Here is a 20,621-nt window from a genome sequence, read left to right as displayed (position 1 = left end):
GCGCGGCGCGGGCTGCAACGCGACTGCCATACGCCGTTCATGGTCGTACGACCAAGGGACCAGTCGGCACCCGACCGGCGACAGGTTCCAATTGGATGTATGCCCCTTACTCTGGGGCCCATGACCGCCCTCGAACCGCGTGACGCCGGGCTCACGCCGCCGTCCGACGACGTACCCGGAGCCTCGGACGCCGACGGGGGCGGAGTCCTCGCCAGGACGCATCGCGCGCTCAGTATCGGCATGGTCTCCGTCGTCGTGCTGATCGCCTTCGAGGCGACCGCCGTCGGCACCGCGATGCCGGTGGCGGCGCGGGAGTTGCGCGGTATCCCGCTGTACGCCTTCGCCTTCTCGGCGTACTTCACCACCAGCCTCTTCGCGATGGTGCTCTCCGGGCAGTGGGCCGACCGGAGCGGGCCGCTGCGGCCGCTCGCCGCCGGGATATCGGCCTTCGGTGCCGGGCTGCTGCTGTCCGGGACCGCGGGCACGATGTGGCTGTTCATCCTCGGCCGGGCGGTCCAGGGCCTCGGCGGCGGGCTGGTGATCGTCGCGCTGTACGTGGTCGTCAGCCGCGCCTACTCGGAACGGCTGCGGCCGGCGATCATGGCCGCGTTCGCCGCGAGCTGGGTGGTCCCCTCGGTCGTGGGCCCGCTCGCCTCCGGGACCGTCACCGAACACCTCGGCTGGCGCTGGGTGTTCATCGGCATCCCGGTGCTGGTCGTCTTCCCGCTGGCACTCGCGCTGCCCGCCATACGGCGGATGGCCTCCGGGCCCGCCGATCCCTCCGTGCCGCCGCAGCCCTTCGACGGGCGGCGGATCCGGCTGGCGCTGGGCATCTCGCTGGGGGCGGGACTGCTGCAGTACGCGGGCCAGGATCTGAGGTGGTTCTCGCTGCTCCCGGCGGCGGCGGGCGCGGCGCTGCTGGTGCCCGCCGCGCTCGGGCTGCTGCCGCGGGGGACCTGTCGCGCGGCCCGCGGGCTGCCGTCCGTCGTACTGCTGCGAGGAATCGCGGCCGGGTCCTTCATCGCAGCGGAATCCTTTGTACCGCTGATGCTGGTCACCCAGCGCGGGCTGTCCCCGACACAGGCCGGTCTGTCGCTGGCGGTCGGCGGGGCGACGTGGGCGCTGGGGTCGTACGTACAGTCCCGGCCGCGCCTGGAGCCGCACCGGGAGCGGATGATGGCGCTGGGCATGACGATGGTTGCGGCCGCCATCGCCACCGCGCCGAGTGTGCTGATCGCGGCGGTCCCGGTGTGGATTGTCGGGGTCGCGTGGGGCGTGGGCTGCTTCGGTATGGGCATGGTGATCGCCTCGACGAGCGTGCTGCTGCTGAAGCTCTCGGCGCCGGGGGAGGCGGGCACGAACTCGGCCGCGCTGCAGATCTCGGACGGGCTGTCGAACGTCCTGCTGCTCGCGGCGGGCGGCGCGGCGTTCGCCGCGCTGGGCGGCGGCGGGGTGGGCGCGGCCCACGAGGTGGCGGGCGCGTCGGGCTCGCACCCGGGGGCGTTCGCGGCGGTGTTCCTGCCGATGGCGGCGGTGGCGCTGGTGGGGGCGTGGGTAGGGACGAGGCTGCGGGCGCGGGACACCTAGTTCGGCTGGTTCGGCTGGTTCGGCATGGAGGCTCACACCGATCTCTTCGAGAAGGCCGCCGCTCTGCTCCCATCGCTGACCGTGAACCGTCCCCCGGTGGACGGAAACAAGCGGATGGCGTGGACGTCCACGGTCGTGTTCCTCGACTTCAACAGCACCGAAATGGTCGGCGCCGATCAGGACGAGTCGTACAGGTACAGAGATGAGTCGTACAAAGATGAGTCGTACAAAGTGGTCATCGAGGTGGCCACGTGCAGCCTCGATGACCCGGGCCGGATCGCTGGGCGTCTGCGCGCCTTGCACGAAGCGATGTGAGCTGAGTCGCACCCTGGGCGGACCCGGCCTCGTTTGGCCGGGCCCGCCCGCCGCTCACCGGTAGGGTGGCCCGGTTGTCGTATCTGAACCCGTGCTGCCGAGAGCTTTGAACCGGAGACCGTGACTACTACCGCCTCCCACCACCTCTCACCCGCCTTCCCCGGGCGTGCCCCCTGGGGTACCGCCAACAAGCTGCGTGCCTGGCAGCAGGGCGCCATGGAGCGATATCTCCAGGAACAGCCACGCGACTTCCTCGCCGTCGCCACCCCCGGCGCCGGCAAGACCACCTTCGCGCTCACCCTCGCCTCCTGGCTGCTGCACCACCATGTCGTGCAGCAGGTGACCGTCGTCGCGCCCACCGAGCACCTGAAGAAGCAGTGGGCGGCCGCGGCGGCGCGGATAGGGATCAAGCTCGACCCGGAGTACAGCGCCGGGCCGCTGAGCAAGGAGTACCACGGCGTGGCGGTGACGTACGCCGGCGTCGGCGTACGGCCCATGCTGCACCGCAACCGCTGCGAGCAGCGCAAGACCCTCGTCATCCTCGACGAGATCCACCACGCCGGTGACTCCAAGTCCTGGGGCGAGGCCTGCCTGGAGGCCTTCGACCCGGCGACCCGCCGGCTCGCGCTGACCGGTACGCCGTTCCGCTCCGACACCAACCCGATCCCCTTCGTCGCGTACGAAGAGGGCAACGACGGCATCCGGCGGTCCGCCGCGGACTATACGTACGGATACGGCAACGCCCTCGGCGACGGGGTCGTACGGCCCGTCATCTTCCTCTCCTACAGCGGCAATATGCGCTGGCGCACCAAGGCCGGCGACGAGATCGCGGCGCGCCTCGGCGAGCCGATGACCAAGGACGCCATCTCCCAGGCCTGGCGCACGGCGCTCGACCCGCGCGGCGACTGGATGCCCAATGTGCTGCGCGCCGCCGACAAGCGGCTGACGGAGGTCAGGAAGGGCATCCCGGACGCGGGCGGGCTCGTGATCGCCGCCGACCAGGACTCGGCGCGCGCCTACGCCAAGCTGATCCGCGAGATCACCGGCACCAAGGCGACGATCGTGCTCTCCGACGAGGCGGCGTCCTCCCAGCGGATCGAGGAGTTCAGCGAGAACGAGGACCGCTGGATGGTTGCGGTCCGCATGGTGTCGGAGGGCGTCGACGTGCCGCGCCTCGCCGTCGGCGTGTACGCCACGACGATCTCGACGCCGTTGTTCTTCGCGCAGGCCGTCGGCCGTTTCGTACGGTCCCGTCGCCGTGGCGAGACCGCGTCCGTCTTCCTGCCGACCATCCCGAACCTCCTCGGCTTCGCGAGCGAGATGGAGGTCGAGCGCGACCACGTCCTCGACAAGCCGAAGAAGGACGGGGACGAGGACCCGTACGCCGAATCCGAGAAGGAGATGGCGGAGGCCGAGCGCGAGCAGGACGAGGACACCGGTGAGCAGGACATGCTCCCCTTCGAGGCCCTCGAGTCCGACGCGGTCTTCGACCGGGTGCTGTACGACGGTGCCGAGTTCGGCATGCAGGCGCACCCGGGAAGCGAGGAGGAGCAGGACTACCTCGGCATTCCGGGGCTGCTCGAACCCGACCAGGTGCAGTTGCTGCTCCAGAAGCGGCAGGCGCGGCAGATCGCGCACAGCCGCAAGAAGCCGGACGACGAGGCCGACCTGCTGGAGCTGCCGGCCGAGCGGCGTCCCGTGGTGTCCCACAAGGAACTGCTGGAGCTGCGCAAGCAGCTGAACACGATGGTCGGCGCGTACGTCCACCAGAGCGGCAAGCCGCACGGGGTCATCCACACGGAGCTGCGGCGGGTGTGCGGCGGGCCGCCGAGCGCGGAGGCCACGGCCGGGCAGATCCGGGAGCGGATCAAGAAGGTTCAGGAGTGGGCCACCCGGATGCGGTGACCAGCGGGTGTGGTGACCAGCGGGTGTGGTGAGCCGCAGATGTGCTGCTCCGCAGATGTGCTGAGCAGTGCATGGGGTGAGCAGCGGTGCGGTGAGCGGGGCCCGGGTGCGTGTGCGCCCGGGCCCCGCTCGTACCGGGCGGGTGCGTGCATCCCCTCTGTACCGGGGGGACATATCTGCTCATTACCGGGCGGGGCGGCCCTGCTCGTACCCGGCGGGGTGGCCCGGCTCGCACCGCAGTCCGGACCCGGTTGTCCCGCTGTCCGGACGCACGTCCCGAACGGGGAGCAAGCGGCCGTCGGCGCCGCCGCCGCGCCCGGATTCTGGACGAGGTCTTCCGCTGAGCGGAGCCTGTCGCTACTGTCCCCCGCATTGCATACGCCCCGTGGCAGCGCCGCCGCGGAGCGCAGCCGGTGTGCCATCGCCTGCCGGCGGCCTCTGGGTGCGTCGCCGATGGGACCGGTGCCGCGGGTGCCTTGTGAGGACCGCCGTCACTCACTCCGAAGGAGAGGGCGTCGTGACCGCGGAGACTTCCCAGACGCTCGACCGGGGACTACGTGTCCTCAAGCTGCTCGCCGACACCGACCACGGGCTGACCGTCACCGAGTTGTCCAACAAACTCGGCGTCAACCGCACGGTCGTCTACCGACTGCTCGCCACTCTTGAGCAGCACGCTCTCGTCCGCCGCGACCTGGGCGGCCGCGCCCGCGTGGGCCTCGGCGTGCTCCGCCTCGGCCGGCAGGTGCACCCGCTGGTGCGGGAGGCGGCGATGCCGGCACTGCGCTCGCTCGCCGAGGACATAGGCGCGACGGCCCACCTCACGCTGGTCGACGGCGCGGAGGCCCTCGCGGTCGCCGTCGTCGAGCCGACCTGGACGGACTATCACGTCGCGTACCGGGCCGGATTCCGCCACCCGCTGGACCGGGGCGCGGCCGGCAGGGCGATCCTGGCGGCCCGTCAGGGCAAGCTCGACGAGACGGCCTACACACTCACCCACGGCGAACTGGAGGCGGGCGCGAGCGGCGCGGCCGCGGCGCTCGTCGGTGTGACGGGGATAGAGGGGAGCGTGGGCGTGGTGATGCTCGCGGACGCTGTGCCGGAGAGGGTGGGCCAGCGGGTGGTGGACGCGGCCCGCGAGGTGGCGGACGCACTGAGCTGAAGCGTGCGCTGAGCCGCACCGGCTCCTCCACAGCACCGGCCCTTCCACCGGCCCTTCCACCGGTCCTTCCACCGGCGCGGCAAACCCGCCGGGGTCCCGGTCCGGGCGCCCGGTCGGGGCCGGCGCGGCAACAGCGCCCAGATAGATTGACACCGTGCTCTCCAGTCTCACGCGCCCCCGTGCCCTCGCACTCTGCGCCCTCCCCGTCGTCGCTCTGCTCGTCGTCGCCGGGCTCGCGCCGCTGCCGTACTCCGTGGCGCAGCCCGGGTCGACCGCGAACGTGCTCGGCGAGGACAAGGACAGGCAGGTCATCACCATCACCGGTGCGCCCACACGTCCCACCAAGGGCGAGCTGCGGATGACGACCATCGTGGCGACCGGACCGTCCGTCGACATCGACTTCGGCGATGTGGCCGACGCGTGGTTCAGGACGGACAGCGCGGTCCTGCCGCGCGACTCCCTCTATCCGCCGGGCAAGTCCGACGAGGAAGTCTCCAAGCGCAACCTCGAGGACATGGAGAAGTCGCAGGACGTCGCCACCCGCGCCGCCCTCTCCTACCTCGGCGAGGACCCGGCGAAGGTGAAGGTCACCCTCAATCTCGCCGATGTCGGCGGCCCCAGCGCCGGGCTGCTCTTCTCGCTCGGCATCATCGACAAGCTCGAAGGCAACGGGGCAGGCGGCGACCTCACCGGTGGCCGCAATATCGCCGGTACGGGAACGATCACCGCCGACGGCCGGATCGGCGAGGTCGGCGGGGTCTCCCTGAAGACCCAGGCCGCCAAACGCGACGGCTCGACCGTCTTCCTGGTCCCCGAGGGGGAGTGCTCCGACGCGCAGGCCGAACTTCCCGTGGGGATGCAGCTGATCCCCGTCACGACGCTGAAGGGTGCGGTGGAGTCGCTCCATGCGCTGGAGAAGGGCGGGAAGGTTCCGAGCTGCTGACCACCCCGATCGCCACGCCGACTGACCGCGTCTGCTCACGGTGCCGTCCGCCGGCGCGGCCCTCCCCCGGCCGGCACCGGAGGACACCCTTCGCGGTCCTCAGCCTTCCCTGATGAATCCCTCCCGGATCAGCCAGTCCTTCGCCACCTCGTGCGGGTCCTCGCCCTTCACATCCACCCTCGCGTTGAGCTCCTGTGCGATCCGCGTCGTCAGCCTCGCGCTCAGCGGGTTCAGCAGCTTTGCGATGGCCGGCCATTTGTCGATCGTGGCGCTGTGGATCTCCGGTGCCGCGTTGTAGTTCGGGAAGAAGTGCCTGTCGTCCGCGAGCGTGTCCAGATCCATCGCCTTGATCCGGCCGTCGGTGGTGAACGCCTCGCCCAGCAGGCAGGAGTCGGACTTCGACACCTGGGTGTAGATGATCCCGGCGTCCATCTTCTTGATGTTCCCGGCCGGGATCTTCATCCCGTACGCCTTCTGCATACCGGGCAGCCCGTCGTCGCGCGACGCGAACTCGTTCTCCACACAGATCGTCACGGCCGACGGGTCTTCGTTCGCCAGCTTCGCGACGTCCGACATGGTTCTGAGCTTGTACTTCGCGTTGTTCTTCTTGCTGATCGCCAGCGTGTAGGTGTTGTTGAGGGTGGACTGCGGCAGCCAGGTGACGCCGTTCTGCAGATCCGTGTCGCGCACCGCCTGCCACTGCTTCTGCGGATTGACGATCGGCTTCTCGTGGCCCAGATAGGTGATCCAGGCGGTGCCGGTGTACTCGTACATCGCATCGGCGTCGCCGCCCACGATCGCCTCGCGCGCACTGATCGAGCCGGGCAGATTCGTCCGGTCCAGCACCTCCGCCCCCGCCGCCGTGAAGATCAGGCCGATCATGTGGCCCAGGATGATGTTCTCGCTGAAGTTCTTCGAGGTGACCGTCAGCGAGGCGCCCTTGAGCGGCTCGCCCTTGCCGACCGAGCCGGGCACCACGTTGTCCACCATCGGCGAACCGCTCTTGAGCCCGCAGCCGCTCATGCCGGCCATGCCGGTCAGCGTCAGAGTCAGCACGACCGCCCCGCTCAGGACCGTTCGCACGGTACGTGTCCGCACGTCACGCGTTCGCACGTCACGCGTTCGCACGTCACGCGTTCGCACGTCACGCGTTCGCACGTCACGCGTTCGCGCCTTGCGCCTTCGTACATCACGCATCACCCCGCCTCCAGTCCGCGCGGCGTCAGCAGCAGCTCTGCCAGCGAGGCAAGCCAGTCCACCAATAGCGCCAGCGCCACGGTGAGCACCGAGCCGACCACCAGGACGGGCATCCGCTGTGTCTGGATGCCCGAGGTGATCAGGTCGCCCAGGCCCCCGCCGCCGCCGAAGGTGGCCAGCGTGGCGGTGCCGACGTTGAGGACCAGGGCCGTACGCACACCCGCCAGGATCAGCGGTACGGCCAGTGGCAGTTCGACCTTCCTCAGCGTCCCCAGCGGCGACATGCCGATGCCGCGCGAGGCCTCCACCAGCTGCGGGTCGATCGCCTTCAGACCGGCCACCGTGTTGGAGAGCACCGGCAGCACCGCGTAGATCACCATGCCGACGATCGCGGTCGACGGGCCGATGCCCAGCCAGATCACCAGCAGCGCCAGCAGACCGATCGCCGGGGTCGCCTGGCCGATGTTGGCGACGGCGGTGACCGGCGGCGCGGCCCTGCGCATGCCTCGCCGGGTCAGCACGATGCCCAGCGGGATCGCGATGATCAGCACCCAGAAGGTGGAGATCACGGTGAGCTGGATGTGCTGCCAGAGCCGCAGCTGGACGTTGCCGCCGGACAGGGAGTTCTCGGCGATCGAGTCGAGAGGGATGCTGGAGATCCACAGGAAGGTCACCAGCAGGACGACTGCGAGAACGGACGGCAGCACCACCAGTTTCTGCCAGGTGATCCGCGGCTTCGGCGCGGCGGGCGGCGGAGCGGGCTCCTCCTCCTCGTCCCGGAAGGCATGGCCCAGGACATCGTGCTCGCCCGGCGGACGCTCGGGGGCCGTACTCATCCGTCCGCACCGCCCTCCAGCTCCACCTCGGTCCGGTGGTGGCGCAACTCCTCCAGGTCGTGCTGGTGCTCGATGGCGGCGAGCCGGTCGGCCTCGAGCATCTCGTGCACGGAGTTCATCAGCGTCTCCATGTCGACGACGCCGATGTACTCGCCGCGCCGCCCGGTCACCGCGACCCGACCGCTGGAGTCGGTGAGCACCGCCTCCAGCGCGTCGTGCAGGGTCGCGTCCCGGGTCACCGTGTCGTGCACCAGCTGCCCGGCCCGGGCCAGTGATCCCTTGGCGAGCATCAGATCGCCGCGTCGCAGCCATTTGTACGGGCGGTTCCTGCGGTCCAGCATCAGCAGCTCGTTGTGCCGCCCCTCGCGCAGCTTGTCGAAGATGGACTGGAGCGGGTCGTCCACCGTCACCGTCTGGAAGTCGGCGATCTCGACGTCTCGTACGCGGGTGAGATTGAGGCGCTTGAGTGCCGCCCCCGCGCCCACGAAGCCCGACACGAAGTCGTCCGTGGGATTGGTGAGGATCGCCTCCGGAGTGTCGAACTGCGCGATGTGCGAATGCTCCCGCAGCACGGCGATCCGGTCCCCGAGTTTGATCGCCTCGTCGAAGTCGTGCGTGACGAAGACGATCGTCTTGTGCAACTCGTGCTGGAGCCGGATCAGTTCGTCCTGGAGATGGTCCCGGGTGATCGGGTCGACGGCTCCGAACGGCTCGTCCATCAGCAGTACGGGAGGGTCGGCGGCGAGCGCCCGCGCGACGCCCACCCGCTGCTGCTGTCCGCCCGAGAGCTGTCGCGGATAGCGGCCGTGGAACTCCCGCGGGTCCATGCCGACCAGATCGAGCATCTCCTCGACCCGGTCCTTCACCCTCGACTTCGACCAGCCGACCATCTTCGGTACGAGGGCAATGTTCTCCGCGACCGTCATGTGCGGGAAGAGACCGGACGACTGGATCGCGTACCCGATCTTCCGCCGCAGCTTCACCGGGTCGATGTCGGTGACGTCCTCGTCGTCGATTCTGATCCGTCCGGACGACGGCTCGATCAGGCGGTTGATCATCTTCAGTGTGGTCGACTTCCCGCAGCCGGACGGACCCACGAAGATCACCGTCTCGCCGGGCCTGATCTCCAGCGAGACATTGTCCACCGCGGGGTTCGGACTGCCCGGATAGCGCTTGGTGAGATTCTCCAACTGGATCCGGGCGCCGGAGGCGGCAGCCCTCCCGGCCCCCGCCCCGCCCTCAACCTCGGACCCTGGCCCGGCCGCGATGTCGCTCTCAGTCACGGATCCCCCTGGAGATGGTCAGCCGTCCGATCAGGACGTACGCGGCGTCGAAGAGCAGGGCGAGAATGACGATGCCGATGGTGCCCGCCAGGACCTGGTTGATCGCATTGGCGCTGCCCAGCGAGGCGATGCCACGGAAGATCTCGTTGCCCAGGCCGGGACCGGAGGCGTACGCGGCGATGGCGGCGATGCCCATCAGCATCTGGGTGGAGACCCGGATCCCGGTCAGGATCGGCGGCCAGGCGAGCGGCAGCTCGACCTTGAACAGCCGGGCGGCACGCGACATCCCGATGCCCGTGGCGGCATCCACGAGCGAGGGGTCCACGCCGCGCAGCCCGACGATGGAGTTACGGACGATGGGCAGCAGCCCGTACAGGGTCAGCGCGATCACGCTGGGCGCCACACCCAGGCCCACCAGCGGGATCAGCAGACCGATCAAGGCGAGGGAGGGCACGGTGAGGAAGGTGGCGGTGGAGGTGATGGCCAGGCTTCCGCCCCAGGTGCTGCGGTAGCTCACCACGCCGATGAGGATGCCCAGCAGGGTGGCGACCACCATGCACTGGAAGACGGCGCTGGCGTGCTGGTAGGCGTCGGTGAGGAGTTGCTGGTGCCGGGTGGAGAGATACTCCAAGAAGCTCACAGCGAGTCACCTCAGACGTTTTCGTCCTCCGCAGCCTGCTCCACCAGCGGGATGATCCGCAAGGGCACCGGGTTCTCCATGACGATTGCGGTGGAGGCCCGCACGATGCCATCAAAACCGACAACGCGGTCGATCACCCGCTGGAGATCGGCGTTGGAACGGGCGACGAGGCGGCAGAGCATGTCGCCGTGACCGGTGGTGGTGTGCAGCTCGAGTACCTCGGGGACGCCGCTCAAATGGGTCCGTACATCCGCTCCTTGTCCTTGCTTGATCTCCAGGGTGGCGAAGGCGGTGACGGGATAGCCGAGTGCCGCCGGATCGACGTCCGGGCCGAATCCCCGGATGACTCCATTGGACTGAAGGCGGTCCAGGCGGGCCTGCGCGGTCCCACGGGCCACGCCGAGGCGGCGGGACGCCTCAAGAACCCCAATACGCGGCTCCCGTGCCAGCAGCACGATGAGCCGGCCGTCCAGATGATCGATCGCCATTGCGTCTCCCGGATGGTCATCATGTACAGATAGCCCCGCCATAGTCCCCAATTGCTGTGCAGTTTGCCCAGTGAAAAGGCGAACTATTGCGCACCTTGTGGATCGGGGAGAGTCTGCAGTTATGACTGAGACCATTGATCACACCCCGTCCACCGCGCGTAAGGCAGACCCCTTCCCGGTGAAGGGAATGGACGCGGTCGTCTTCGCTGTCGGCAACGCCAAGCAGGCCGCGCACTTCTACTCCACCGCCTTCGGCATGAAGCTGGTGGCCTACTCCGGACCGGAGAACGGCAGTCGCGAGACGGCGAGTTACGTCCTCACCAACGGCGCCGCCCGCTTCGTCCTCACCTCCGTGATCAAGCCTGCCACCGACTGGGGCCGTTTCCTCGCCGACCATGTCGCCGAGCACGGCGACGGCGTCGTCGACCTGGCCATCGAGGTGCCGGACGCGCGGGCCGCGTACAAGTACGCCACCGAGCACGGGGCCCGCGGCATCACCGAGCCGTACGAGATCAAGGACGACCACGGGATCGTCGTCCTCGCCGCCATCGCCACGTACGGCAAGACCCGCCACACCCTCGTCGACCGGTCCGGCTACGACGGCCCCTACCTGCCCGGCTACGTCGCCGCGGACCCGATCGTCGAGCCCCCGGCCAAGCGCACCTTCCAGGCCATCGACCACTGCGTCGGCAATGTCGAACTCGGCAGGATGAACGAGTGGGTGGCCTTCTACAACAAGGTCATGGGCTTCACCAACATGAAGGAGTTCGTGGGCGACGACATCGCCACCGAGTACTCCGCCCTCATGTCGAAGGTCGTCGCCGACGGCACGCTGAAGGTCAAGTTCCCGATCAACGAGCCGGCGATAGCGAAGAAGAAGTCGCAGATCGACGAGTACCTGGAGTTCTACGGCGGGGCAGGTGTCCAGCACATCGCGCTCGCCACGAACGACATCGTCGCGACCGTGCGGAGCATGCGGGCGGCGGGAATTTCGTTCCTGGACACGCCCGACTCGTACTACGACACGCTCGGCGAGTGGGCGGGCGAGACCCGCGTGCCCGTCGAGACGCTGCGCGAGCTGAAGATCCTCGTCGACCGTGACGAGGACGGCTATCTGCTGCAGATCTTCACCAAGCCGGTTCAGGACCGGCCCACCGTCTTCTTCGAAATGATCGAGCGGCACGGTTCGATGGGCTTCGGCAAGGGCAACTTCAAGGCTCTGTTCGAGGCGATCGAGCGCGAGCAGGAGAAGCGCGGCAACCTGTAGCACCGCGCCTGGAGAGTGCCCGGTTTCCTGCGGCCCCACGGATCCTGACCCGTGGGGCCGCAGGACTGCCGACGGTCGGCGGCGAACCTGCTCGGGAGCCTTCGACGAACAGGGCAGGCCACCCGGAGGACAACCTCGTCGTCCGCGCCTCCCTGCGCTCACGTCCGCGCCACCCTGCGCTGACGTCCTGCGGCACCCTGCGCTGACGTCCGCGCCGGACGCGCCGGACGTGCCGGACGTGCCGCGGCGCACTAGTGTGCCGCCATGGCCAGGATGAACGATGTGGGCGGCATGGAGGGCTTCGGCCCGATCGACACCACGGACGACACCGAGCCCTTCCACGCCGACTGGGAAGCCAGGGTGTTCGCCCTCAACCGCGCACTCATCGCCGAGAAGGTCTTCAACCTCGACGAGTTCCGCGACGCGATCGAATCCATGCCGCCCTCGGAGTACTTGGCGGCGTCCTACTACGAGCGCTGGTTCCACGCGATCGTCACCCTCCTGGAGCGCAAGGGCGTCATCGAGGCGGGCGAGCTCGATGCCTGACCGCTTCGCGCCCGGCGCGGCGGTCAGGACCGTGCACCACGACCCGCCGCACCACACCCGGCTTCCGCGGTACGCCCGCGGCAAGCGCGGCACGGTCGTCGAACCCGAGGGGCCGGCGCCCCTCGCGGACATCCGCTCCCAGGGACGCGAGGACGCCCCCGTCGAGCAGGTCTACGCCGTGCGGTTCGCGGCCCGGGACCTGTGGGGCGACGGTGACCACCATGTCGTACTGGACCTGTTCGAAAGCTACTTGGAGGACGACCAGCCGTGACCGGATCCCACGCCGACGCCCTGATCTCCCGCCGGGTACGCCGCCTGGAGACCCTCCTGGAGGAGCGCGGCCTCGTCGCGGGCGCCGCGCTGGACGAGGCCATCGACGCCTTCCTGACAGGCGCGTCCCCCGCGAACGGGGCCCGGGTGGTCGCCAGGGCCTGGACCGATCCGGACTTCCGCGCCCGGCTGCTGGCGGACGGAACCGCCGCCGTCGCGGAACTCGGACTGTCGGCCGGGGGAGTCCAGCCGCAGCGGCTGCGCGTCGTGGAGAACACCGAGCACACGCACAACGTGATCGTCTGCACGCTCTGCTCCTGCTACCCGATCCGTCTCCTCGGCCCGTCCCCGAGCTGGTACAAGAGTGAGGCCTACCGCTCCCGGGTGGTGCGCGACCCCCGCGCGGTGCTCGAGGAGTTCGGCCTAAGCCTGCCGGCGGACACCGGGATCACGGTCTGGGACTCCACCTCGGAGACCCGCTACATGGTGCTGCCGCGACGCCCTGTGGGCACGGAAGCCCTGCCGGAGCCGGACCTGGCTGCACTGGTGACGCGCAATGCGCTGATCGGCACGGCGGCGGTCTGACGGGCGCGGGCGGCTCACCGGGAGTGCGGGAGTGCAGCGTGCCCCCACGCTCCCGCCTCTCATCCGGCCGGCTTCCATACCGTCGGCGTCGGCATGGGCGGCGGTGCAGGCTGCGGCACTGCCGGCTGCGCAGCCGTACGCTGCGGCACACTCACGGAACCGGAACCGGAGCCGGAACCGGAGCCGGAACCTGAGCCCGTACCTGTACCTGAGCCCGTACCCGTGCCCGTACCTGAGCCCGTACCCGTACCTGTACCCGTGCCCGTACCTGAGCCCGTACCTGTACCTGAGCCCGTGCCCGAACCCGTACCCGTACCCGTGCCCGTACCCGTGCCCGTACCCGCCCCCACGCCGCTCTCCGGCGCATCGGCCTCCGCCGGCACGTCCCCGTTCAGCCCCTGAGGGCCGCCCGCCGGTGGCTCCCCGAGCGTGTTCAGCGACTCCCGTGCCACCACGGCCAGCAGCGGTGAGAAGCGCGGATTCGTCCGCAGCGCCTCGGTGAGGTGCCTGCGCGCCGGACCGTGCATCCCCAGCGCACGCTCGATCTCGCCCCGGTGGTACGCGAACAGCGCGCTCCGCAGCCCCTGGTCCATCGCCTTCTTCGCGAACGGCAGCGCCGCCTGCGCCCTCCCCGCCCGGTACAGCGCCCACCCCATCGCGTCCGCGACGTACATGCTGCGGTGGCCCCGGCGCCATTCGCGCTGCAGCCGCCGTACCGCCACCGCCGCATCCCCGTGGTCCGCCTCGAAGCGAGCCAGCACGAGCTCCTCGTTCACCCCGTGCGACTCCGCCCGCACCACATGCTCGCGCAGCAGCTCGTACTGGGTGAGGGCGTCCCCGTCCAGCCCCAGCGACTCGTACAACTCGCCCGCCTCCAGGTAGTACTCGGGCAGTGGCACCTGTCCGAGCGCCGCCTGGTAGTCGTGGAAGGCCTCGTCATTACGCCCCAGCGCCGCCAGTGCCCGCGCCCGCCCCACCAGCGAGGGATGGTGATCGCTCGCCGCCCGCAACGCCGCGTCGTACTGGCCCACGGCCTCGGCCGGCTCACCCCGCTCCCAGGCCAGTTCACCCAGCCGGTGCAGCGCGGACGCCTTCTCCGTGGGTGCGTCGGCGTGCGACATCGCGTCGTACGCCATCGCCGCCGCGTCCTCGCGCCAGCCCTTGTCCCGGTAGACCTCCGCCGCCCGCCCCAGGACCGGCGGGAGCGAGTTCAGCTTCAGGAGCCTGTCCATCGCCCTGCTCACGGCCTTGTGGTCGCCGAGTCCGCTGTACGCGTCGATCAGTACCGGATACACCGTCCACCGCTTCGGCTTCTGCTTCATCGCGCTCTCACCGAAGGTGCGGGCCCTGGTGAAGTCGTGCCGGGCGTTGGCCAGCGCCGCAAGACCCACCAGCGCGTCGACGTTGCCGTCCTCGGCGGGGAGCACGTTCAGCGACCGCCGCAGCGCGTCCTCCGCCTTGGGGTAGTACGTCGTGTCCGCGAGCCGGCTGCCCCGTTCCACGTACGCCGATCCGAGCACCGCCCATGACTCCTCGTCACGAGGGTGCGCCCGCAACCACCTCTCCCGGTCCCCGATGAGCGCGGCCAGCTCGGCCAGGGAAGCCGGCGCCCCCGAGCCCGCCGCCGCGACCGCCCGCGCGGCCGGTCCCGGCGCGGGCGGCGGGGCCTGATCCCCCCATCCGGGCGCAAGGAAGATCACGCCGGTGACCAGCGTCGCGCCGACCAGTGAGCTGACCGCAGCGTTCTTCAGGGTTTCGCTCTTCATGGCGCTCACTGTGCGTCAGCGCGCAGTCAATACGAAGAAAGGGCTCGGCCCTGCGACGCGGAAGCCGGACGGGTTCACACCGATGGCCCCCGGTGCGACGCTGGGATCATGCTGCATCTTCCCGGGGAACAGCCCCCGGACCCCCGACGCCTCCTTGAGCGGCTGAGCGCCGGACTGCCGGCCGAAGCCTTGATCACCGACCCGGACGTCACGGCTTCCTACGCGAACGACATGGCGAGCTTCTGCGAGGCGGGCACCCCCGCCGTGGTCGTCCTGCCGCGCACCGTCGAACAGGTGCAGCACGTCATGCGCACAGCGACGGCGCTGCGCGTCCCCGTCGTCCCGCAGGGTGCCCGCACCGGCCTGTCCGGCGCCGCCAACGCCTCCGACGGCTGCATCGTGCTGTCGCTGACCAAGATGGACCGGATCCTGGAGATCAGCCCGGTCGACCGGATCGCCGTGGTCGAGCCGGGTGTCATCAACGCGGTGCTGTCCCGCGCCGTGGGCGAGCACGGCCTCTACTACCCGCCGGACCCCTCCAGCTGGGAGATGTGCACCATCGGCGGGAACATTGGCACCGCGTCGGGCGGCCTGTGCTGTGTGAAGTACGGCGTGACGGCGGAGTACGTGCTGGGCCTGGACGTCGTCCTCGCCGACGGACGTCTCCTCAGCACCGGCCGCCGCACCGCCAAGGGCGTCGCGGGCTACGACCTGACCCGGCTCTTCGTCGGCTCGGAGGGCAGCCTCGGCATCGTCGTCAAGGCCGTGCTCGCGCTCAGGCCGCAGCCGCCCGCGCAGCTCGTCCTCGCCGCCGAGTTCGATTCCGCGGCCGCCGCCTGCGAGGCCGTCTGCGCGATCATGGAGCGCGGCCACACCCCGTCGCTCCTCGAGATCATGGACCGTACGACCGTCCGGGCCGTGAACGCCATGGCGAACATGGGGCTGCCGGACACCACCGAGGCGCTGCTGCTGGCCGCCTTCGACACCCCGGACCCGGCCGCCGACCTGGCCGCCGTCGGCGAGTTGTGCAGCGCGGCCGGCGCCACGCAGGTCGTCCCGGCGGACACGGTCGCCGAGTCCGAACTCCTCCTCCAGGCGCGGAGGATGTCGCTCACCGCGCTGGAGACCGTCAAGTCGGCCACGATGATCGACGACGTCTGTGTGCCGCGCTCGAAGCTTGCCGCGATGATCGACGGTACGGCCGCCGTCGCGGAGAAGTACGACCTGACCATCGGCGTCTGCGCGCATGCCGGCGACGGCAACACCCATCCCGTCGTCTGCTTCGACCACACCGACCCCGACGAATCCCGGCGCGCCCGCGAATCCTTCGACGAGATCATGGCGCTCGGCCTGGAGCTCGGCGGCACGATCACCGGCGAACACGGCGTCGGCGTGCTGAAGAAGGAGTGGCTGGCGCGCGAACTCGGCCCGGTGGGCGTGGAGTTGCAGCGAGGCATCAAGCAGACCTTCGACCCGCTCGGCCTGCTCAACCCCGGCAAGATCTTCTGAGTCTCCATCCCGGACCCCGGACCTGAACCCCGGACCCGGACCTGAACCCCGGACCCCGGGCCCCGGACCTGGCTCGAAACCGCTGGGTCCTCAGGCGTACGGCGAAAGCCCGATGGTACGGGCACGGCAGCCCGCCTAGCGTGAAAGGTGCAGATCAACCAGAAACCGCCTCACTTCAGAGGAGGAGCCGTGCCCGCACGTCTTGATCACACCATCGTCCACAGCCGTGACCGCTTCGCCGGCGCCCGCTTTCTCGCCGAGCTGATCGGGGGGCCCGAGCCCAAGCCGTTCGGCCCCTTCGCCAGCCTCCCGCTGGAGGGCGGCGTCACCCTCGACTACCTCGACGCGGACGCCGCCATCACCTCGCAGCACCTGGCCTTCCTGGTTTCGGAGGACGAGTTCGACGAGATCTTCGGCCGGATAACCGATCGCGAACTCCCGTACTGGGCCGACCCGATGCATGCCAGGCCGCAGCAGATCAACCACCACTTCGGAGGCCGCGGGGTGTACATCGACGACCCCGACGGGCACTCCATCGAATTCATCACGCATACGTACGTCACCGACTGACATCAGCGGGCCACCGCTCAGCTGTCACCGTCCGCGGACTCGTCCGACGGCCAGGGGTCCCGCAGCCACAGATCGTCGGCCGGGGCGGGCGCGAGCAGCTCGGCGAGGCCGTCGTCGATGGCGAGCCGCTCGGACTCGGAGCCCGGAGGGACCACCCGTAGTGTCCGCTCCAGCCACGCGGACACCACCGCGGACGACGCCTCCAGCAGGGCGTCGCCCTCCGGGGAGCTGAGCGCGATCATGACCACGCTCCGGCCCTCCAGCTTGGTCGGCCAGATCCGGACATCTCCGTGCCCGCCGGGCCGGAACACTCCTTCGACCAGAACTTCGCGGGCGAAGGTCCATTTGACGGGGTAGTCCGAGCCGACATGAAAGGTGATCTGCACGGCATACGGATCGTCTGTGCGGTAGGTCAGCCTGGCGGGGACAGGGATGCTGAGTTCGGGCGACAGCACCAGCTTGAGCTCCAGCTCGCGTTCCACCACGGTGTGCATGAGAGTGCTCTCCTTTCTTGTGCGAGGCCCTGTGAGCGGGCCGCACAGGGAGAGAGCGCCTTCCCCGCCGGCTATGACGCGACTTTCGCCGATAACTTTTCGCTACTTTCTGTGCGGTGACAGTGACCGGATAGTGGTCGTTAACGCAGGACCGGCCCAGGGGGGCGCGAGGGTCTGATAGATGTGGTGCCTTGAATTGAGGCCTCGAGCAGATACGGGACCACGGTGATGAGCGCCCCAACCCCGGCAACCGGTGACGGCAGCCCCACGCCCGGCTATTACCCCGATCCGTCCATTCCTGGATATGTCCGGTACTGGAACGGTGCGGCGTGGGTGCCCGGTACGAGCCGGCCTGCGCCCACGTCGGGCGAGGCGATGCCCCCGGCGCCCCACTCGGGGGCGTCCGCCCCCGTTCCACCCCCTTCCCCGCTGGAGGAGACAGGACCCGTCTTCCTCGACGAGGAGCCGTTCGACGCGCCGTCCCGCCCGGAGGCGGCCACCGCCTGGCAGGCCGACACCTCGCGCCAGACCGGGTTCGGCGGCGAGCGGGACCATCTGGTCTCCTGGGGCGGTGGCGGCCAGGACCCGCGCACGCCCGCCCGGACGGATACGTCGGGTGCATCGGGTGTAGCGGGTACGTCCGGTGCGCCGGCCGATCCGCGCCGCCCGGCCAACCCTGCCGACCCGACGGGCGGCGCCCTGCCCGGCGTCCGCTCGCTGGGACCGGCCGGCGCGGGCGAGCCTCCCGTGGACGGCACCGTCGCGATCCGCGCGCTGCGCCGCCCCGGCAGTGCGTCTTCCGCTGCCGGCGCGTCGGACGCCGCACCGGCCCCCGGGGGTGAGAGCCCCGGCCGTCGTCACCCCCAGCCGCAGGGGCAACCGCAGCCTCCGACCGAGGGCACCGCCGCCATCCGTGTCCCGCGGGCCGGTCGCGGCGCACCCGCCGAGCAGGCCGAGGGCACCATGACGATCCGGTCGCTGGCTCCGGGCGGCCCCAAGGCAGCCGCAGCACCTGCGGCACCCTCCGCGCCCGCGCAGCCCCAGCCCCAGCCGCAGGCCCCGGCTCAGCGCCAACCGCAGCCCCAGGCGCCCGCCCAGCCTCAGCAGCCCCAACCCCAGCAGCCCCATGTGCCCGACCCGTCCCAGCAGCCCGTCACCAACGGCCCCGGCGGCGGCGCGGCTTCCTGGCCGCAGCAGGTGCGCCAGCTGGCCCAGAGCCCACAGTCCGGCGCCGAGGCCGAGCAGCCCGTCGTGCCCTGGAAGCCGCCGGTCAACGATCCCTTCCTGCAGGCCGCCCAGGCCCAGGCGGCGGCCAGGCCCGCATCCCTCGGCAAGCGGCTCGCCGCCCGGCTCATCGACACCGTGCTGCTCGGCGTGCTCGTCGCCGCCGCCGCCGTACCGGTCGTGTCCCAGGCGCGTGCCCATATCGACGAGAAGATCGAGGCGGCCAAGCAGTCGGGCGAGACGGTCACCGTCTGGCTGGTCGACGGCACCACCGCCGGCCACCTCGGCATCATCCTCGGTGCTCTGCTGGTCCTCGGTGTGCTGTACGAAGCCCTGCCGACCGCCAAGTGGGGCCGCACCCTCGGCAAGAAGCTCTGCGGCCTGACCGTCTGGGGCATCGAGTCCCGCGAGCCCCCGTCCTTCGGGGCCGCGCTGCGCCGCTGGCTCGTCTACGGCGTGCTGGGCATCCTGGCCGTCGGAGTGCTCAACGTGCTGTGGTGCCTGTTCGACCGCCCGTGGCGGCAGTGCTGGCACGACAAGGCGGCGCACACCTTCGTGGCCGGCTGACAGGGCCGACCGGGGGTCCCCCGAACGGCGTGCGAGCCGTTGCGGGGCCCCTCGGGGCGGGATGCACTGCCCCCATGAGCAACGACCAGCCGACGCCCGGCGAGCCGCCAGAGAACGACCCGTTCCGCAAGAAGCCGCAGCAGCCCCCGCCGGCGTCGGCGGGCGGCCCTCAGGAGCCTCCCCAGGAACCCCCGCAGGGTCCACCATCGGGCTCGCCGTACGGCTCTCCCTACGGCGGCGGTGGCAGCTCGGATCCGTACGGCGGTAGTGGCGGCCAGCCCCCTCCGTACGATCCGAACGCCTTCGGCGGGGGGTACGGCGGCGCCGACCCGCTCGCCGGGATGCCGCCGCTCGCGGACTTCGGCAAGCGGTTCCTCGCCCGAGTCATGGACGCGCTGATCGTCTTCGTGCCGCTCTTCCTGATCTCGCTGCTCTTCGGCGGCTGGGGCGTCGCGACCAACGGCGACGACAGCTGGGACGACATCACCGACCAGATGAACACCGGCAGACAGTGGCTCTGGTCGCTGCTCTCCCTGATCGCGTACGTCGGCTACGACACGATCATGGTCAAGCGGAGCGGTCAGACGGTCGGCAAGCGTGTGATGAAGCTGCGGGTCGCGATGCTCAACGACGGCAGCGTGCCGGACACCAGCTCCTCGCTGATGCGTGCCGCGGTGCTGTGGGTGCCCGCACTGGTGTGCTGCTTCTGCATCTGGTGGCTCGTCATCATCGTGACGATCCTGACCGACAAGCCGTACAAGCAGGGGCTGCACGACAAGGCGGGCAAGACGGTGGTGGTCTCAGCGGCGTAGTGAGTGCTCGCCGATCCTGACCTCGGCGCCCGCGTGTGCGCGGACTGTGGGCACCCGGGTGGTGAGGCCGTCGGAGGAGGCGGCGGAGGCGACAGTGCTCTCGGCGGCGGCACGGTTCGTACGGACCGTGTGCGCCGCTTTCGCTGTCCGGGCGCCGTACGCGGTCCGGCCCATGGGCAGAGCGACCGCGACCAGCAGGCCGAGCGCCATTGAGGCAACTCCGACGGCGGCGACTCCTGCGCTGTGGGTGGTGCGGGTGAGCAGCAGCAGGGCGAGGGTCGAGAAGACCACGGTGGCCGAACCGTAGGCAAGCTGTGCGGCAGTCGGACGCGGCATGACGGTATCCGTCCTCGGGACGTGGTCAGGGGGTGTCTCTCAACTCGGTCGCACTGTCAAATAACTCTACGACGGTGGATGCCCGAGAGGAACCGCCGGTAAGCGTGACCTAACCCACGGTGCCGGAGCATCGGGGGCGCACGGATTCATGGTGTCCACCAAGTGGTCGCTCGAATGCGCCCGTTGTCCGGTTTGACCGCGTCCTCGGTGGCCCTCCGTGACGTCCGGATACCGGAACTGAGCTCCTGCATAGTGCAGTTGGTCTGTTCAAGTCAAGGTCTGTCTTTTCTCCCGCGACTCCGGTCGAATGTCGTCACTTGTG

Annotated in this window: 21 protein-coding genes; 13 read left to right on the top strand and 8 right to left on the bottom strand. The window is 70.0% G+C overall.

The window, feature by feature from the left end; translation table 11 throughout:
* Window positions 1–120: 120 nt before the first annotated feature.
* From OG883_RS26845 to OG883_RS26825, 5 genes are all read left to right on the top strand, one after another.
* A complete protein-coding gene (locus OG883_RS26845) occupies window positions 121–1,587 on the top strand; it encodes an MFS transporter (RefSeq protein WP_266545673.1) in 1,467 nt (488 codons plus the stop codon).
* A gap of 24 nt (window positions 1,588–1,611) precedes the next feature.
* The gene (locus OG883_RS26840) at window positions 1,612–1,902 is read left to right on the top strand and encodes a Fic family protein (protein ID WP_266545671.1); all 291 of its coding nucleotides are present in this window, start codon (window positions 1,612–1,614) and stop codon (window positions 1,900–1,902) included.
* Window positions 1,903–2,022: 120 nt separating this feature from the next.
* Complete coding sequence (locus OG883_RS26835; protein ID WP_266545669.1) at window positions 2,023–3,807, top strand: DEAD/DEAH box helicase; 1,785 nt, start codon at window positions 2,023–2,025, stop codon at window positions 3,805–3,807.
* A 517-nt stretch (window positions 3,808–4,324) separates the two neighbouring features.
* Window positions 4,325–4,966 (top strand): IclR family transcriptional regulator, encoded by a 642-nt coding sequence (locus tag OG883_RS26830; RefSeq protein WP_266545667.1) that lies wholly within the window; start codon window positions 4,325–4,327, stop codon window positions 4,964–4,966.
* A 154-nt stretch (window positions 4,967–5,120) separates the two neighbouring features.
* Window positions 5,121–5,909: a S16 family serine protease gene (locus tag OG883_RS26825; protein ID WP_266545664.1), complete on the top strand. Its 789-nt coding sequence runs from the start codon at window positions 5,121–5,123 to the stop codon at window positions 5,907–5,909.
* Window positions 5,910–6,008: 99 nt separating this feature from the next.
* Here the strand turns inward: OG883_RS26825 and OG883_RS26820 are convergent, their stop codons facing one another.
* The 5 genes from OG883_RS26820 to OG883_RS26800 all read right to left on the bottom strand — a co-directional run bounded on the left by OG883_RS26820 (window position 6,009) and on the right by OG883_RS26800 (window position 10,353).
* The gene (locus OG883_RS26820) at window positions 6,009–6,941 is read right to left on the bottom strand and encodes a glycine betaine ABC transporter substrate-binding protein (RefSeq protein WP_266549470.1); all 933 of its coding nucleotides are present in this window, start codon (window positions 6,939–6,941) and stop codon (window positions 6,009–6,011) included.
* 164 nt (window positions 6,942–7,105) lie between these two features.
* Window positions 7,106–7,942, bottom strand: a complete 837-nt coding sequence (locus OG883_RS26815; protein ID WP_266545662.1) for an ABC transporter permease — start codon at window positions 7,940–7,942, stop codon at window positions 7,106–7,108.
* A complete protein-coding gene (locus OG883_RS26810; RefSeq protein ID WP_266549467.1) occupies window positions 7,939–9,210 on the bottom strand; it encodes a betaine/proline/choline family ABC transporter ATP-binding protein in 1,272 nt (423 codons plus the stop codon). The genes OG883_RS26815 and OG883_RS26810 overlap by 4 nt, the downstream gene beginning before the upstream one ends.
* 7 nt (window positions 9,211–9,217) lie before the next feature.
* Complete coding sequence (locus OG883_RS26805; protein WP_266545659.1) at window positions 9,218–9,865, bottom strand: ABC transporter permease; 648 nt, start codon at window positions 9,863–9,865, stop codon at window positions 9,218–9,220.
* Window positions 9,866–9,876: 11 nt separating this feature from the next.
* Window positions 9,877–10,353: an Lrp/AsnC family transcriptional regulator gene (locus tag OG883_RS26800; protein WP_266545656.1), complete on the bottom strand. Its 477-nt coding sequence runs from the start codon at window positions 10,351–10,353 to the stop codon at window positions 9,877–9,879.
* Between the two features lie 121 nt (window positions 10,354–10,474).
* Here OG883_RS26800 and hppD point away from each other — a divergent pair, with 121 nt between their 5' ends.
* From hppD to nthA, 4 genes are all read left to right on the top strand, one after another.
* The gene (gene hppD / locus OG883_RS26795; RefSeq protein WP_266545653.1) at window positions 10,475–11,620 is read left to right on the top strand and encodes a 4-hydroxyphenylpyruvate dioxygenase; all 1,146 of its coding nucleotides are present in this window, start codon (window positions 10,475–10,477) and stop codon (window positions 11,618–11,620) included.
* A gap of 264 nt (window positions 11,621–11,884) precedes the next feature.
* Window positions 11,885–12,166 carry a hypothetical protein gene (locus OG883_RS46850; RefSeq protein WP_323180987.1) on the top strand — a complete coding sequence of 94 codons (282 nt, stop codon included), beginning with the start codon at window positions 11,885–11,887 and terminating at the stop codon, window positions 12,164–12,166.
* Complete coding sequence (locus OG883_RS46845; protein WP_323180986.1) at window positions 12,159–12,437, top strand: SH3-like domain-containing protein; 279 nt, start codon at window positions 12,159–12,161, stop codon at window positions 12,435–12,437. Before OG883_RS46850 ends, OG883_RS46845 begins: the two co-directional genes overlap by 8 nt.
* Window positions 12,434–13,021 carry a nitrile hydratase subunit alpha gene (nthA, locus tag OG883_RS26785; protein WP_266545651.1) on the top strand — a complete coding sequence of 196 codons (588 nt, stop codon included), beginning with the start codon at window positions 12,434–12,436 and terminating at the stop codon, window positions 13,019–13,021. The genes OG883_RS46845 and nthA overlap by 4 nt, the downstream gene beginning before the upstream one ends.
* 59 nt (window positions 13,022–13,080) lie before the next feature.
* Here the strand turns inward: nthA and OG883_RS26780 are convergent, their stop codons facing one another.
* A complete protein-coding gene (locus OG883_RS26780) occupies window positions 13,081–14,787 on the bottom strand; it encodes a hypothetical protein (RefSeq protein ID WP_266545648.1) in 1,707 nt (568 codons plus the stop codon).
* Between the two features lie 108 nt (window positions 14,788–14,895).
* Here OG883_RS26780 and OG883_RS26775 point away from each other — a divergent pair, with 108 nt between their 5' ends.
* A complete protein-coding gene (locus OG883_RS26775; protein WP_266545646.1) occupies window positions 14,896–16,296 on the top strand; it encodes an FAD-binding oxidoreductase in 1,401 nt (466 codons plus the stop codon).
* A 189-nt stretch (window positions 16,297–16,485) separates the two neighbouring features.
* Entirely contained in the window at window positions 16,486–16,866 is a 381-nt protein-coding gene (locus OG883_RS26770) for a VOC family protein (protein ID WP_266545644.1), read from the top strand.
* A 17-nt stretch (window positions 16,867–16,883) separates the two neighbouring features.
* Here the strand turns inward: OG883_RS26770 and OG883_RS26765 are convergent, their stop codons facing one another.
* Window positions 16,884–17,360, bottom strand: coding sequence for an SsgA family sporulation/cell division regulator (locus OG883_RS26765; protein WP_266545643.1), 477 nt, complete (start codon window positions 17,358–17,360; stop codon window positions 16,884–16,886).
* A gap of 228 nt (window positions 17,361–17,588) precedes the next feature.
* On the opposite strand from OG883_RS26765, the gene OG883_RS26760 reads away from it, so the two are divergent.
* Together OG883_RS26760 and OG883_RS26755 are read left to right on the top strand one after the other, a co-directional pair.
* A complete protein-coding gene (locus OG883_RS26760) occupies window positions 17,589–19,151 on the top strand; it encodes an RDD family protein (RefSeq protein WP_266545640.1) in 1,563 nt (520 codons plus the stop codon).
* Between the two features lie 74 nt (window positions 19,152–19,225).
* On the top strand, window positions 19,226–19,963 hold the full coding sequence (locus OG883_RS26755; protein WP_266545639.1) for an RDD family protein: 738 nt from the start codon (window positions 19,226–19,228) through the stop codon (window positions 19,961–19,963).
* On the opposite strand, the gene OG883_RS26750 is transcribed toward OG883_RS26755, so the two are convergent.
* Complete coding sequence (locus tag OG883_RS26750; RefSeq protein ID WP_266545638.1) at window positions 19,952–20,299, bottom strand: hypothetical protein; 348 nt, start codon at window positions 20,297–20,299, stop codon at window positions 19,952–19,954. The two genes, OG883_RS26755 and OG883_RS26750, sit on opposite strands and share 12 nt — an antisense overlap.
* Window positions 20,300–20,621: the final 322 nt, after the last annotated feature.

Origin of the sequence: Streptomyces sp. NBC_01142 (genome assembly GCF_026341125.1) — a bacterium.
Lineage (GTDB): Bacteria > Actinomycetota > Actinomycetes > Streptomycetales > Streptomycetaceae > Streptomyces.
Note: the sequence above shows the minus strand (reverse complement) of the source record. Positions and strands in the feature narration are given on the sequence as shown.

Bases quoted from the DNA above. Each gene is read 5' to 3' on its own strand.
- OG883_RS26845 (WP_266545673.1), top strand. From the start codon at position 121: ATGACCGCCCTCGAACCGCGTGACGCCGGGCTCACGCCGCCGTCCGAC.
- OG883_RS26820 (WP_266549470.1), bottom strand. From the start codon at position 6,941: ATGGCCGGCATGAGCGGCTGCGGGCTCAAGAGCGGTTCGCCGATGGTG.
- OG883_RS46850 (WP_323180987.1), top strand. From the start codon at position 11,885: ATGGCCAGGATGAACGATGTGGGCGGCATGGAGGGCTTCGGCCCGATC.
- OG883_RS26755 (WP_266545639.1), top strand. From the start codon at position 19,226: ATGAGCAACGACCAGCCGACGCCCGGCGAGCCGCCAGAGAACGACCCG.
- OG883_RS26800 (WP_266545656.1), bottom strand. From the start codon at position 10,353: ATGGCGATCGATCATCTGGACGGCCGGCTCATCGTGCTGCTGGCACGG.
- hppD (WP_266545653.1), top strand. From the start codon at position 10,475: ATGACTGAGACCATTGATCACACCCCGTCCACCGCGCGTAAGGCAGAC.
- OG883_RS26840 (WP_266545671.1), top strand. From the start codon at position 1,612: ATGGAGGCTCACACCGATCTCTTCGAGAAGGCCGCCGCTCTGCTCCCA.
- OG883_RS26765 (WP_266545643.1), bottom strand. From the start codon at position 17,360: ATGCACACCGTGGTGGAACGCGAGCTGGAGCTCAAGCTGGTGCTGTCG.
- OG883_RS26775 (WP_266545646.1), top strand. From the start codon at position 14,896: ATGCTGCATCTTCCCGGGGAACAGCCCCCGGACCCCCGACGCCTCCTT.
- OG883_RS26760 (WP_266545640.1), top strand. From the start codon at position 17,589: ATGAGCGCCCCAACCCCGGCAACCGGTGACGGCAGCCCCACGCCCGGC.
- OG883_RS46845 (WP_323180986.1), top strand. From the start codon at position 12,159: ATGCCTGACCGCTTCGCGCCCGGCGCGGCGGTCAGGACCGTGCACCAC.
- OG883_RS26815 (WP_266545662.1), bottom strand. From the start codon at position 7,942: ATGAGTACGGCCCCCGAGCGTCCGCCGGGCGAGCACGATGTCCTGGGC.
- OG883_RS26780 (WP_266545648.1), bottom strand. From the start codon at position 14,787: ATGAAGAGCGAAACCCTGAAGAACGCTGCGGTCAGCTCACTGGTCGGC.
- OG883_RS26750 (WP_266545638.1), bottom strand. From the start codon at position 20,299: ATGCCGCGTCCGACTGCCGCACAGCTTGCCTACGGTTCGGCCACCGTG.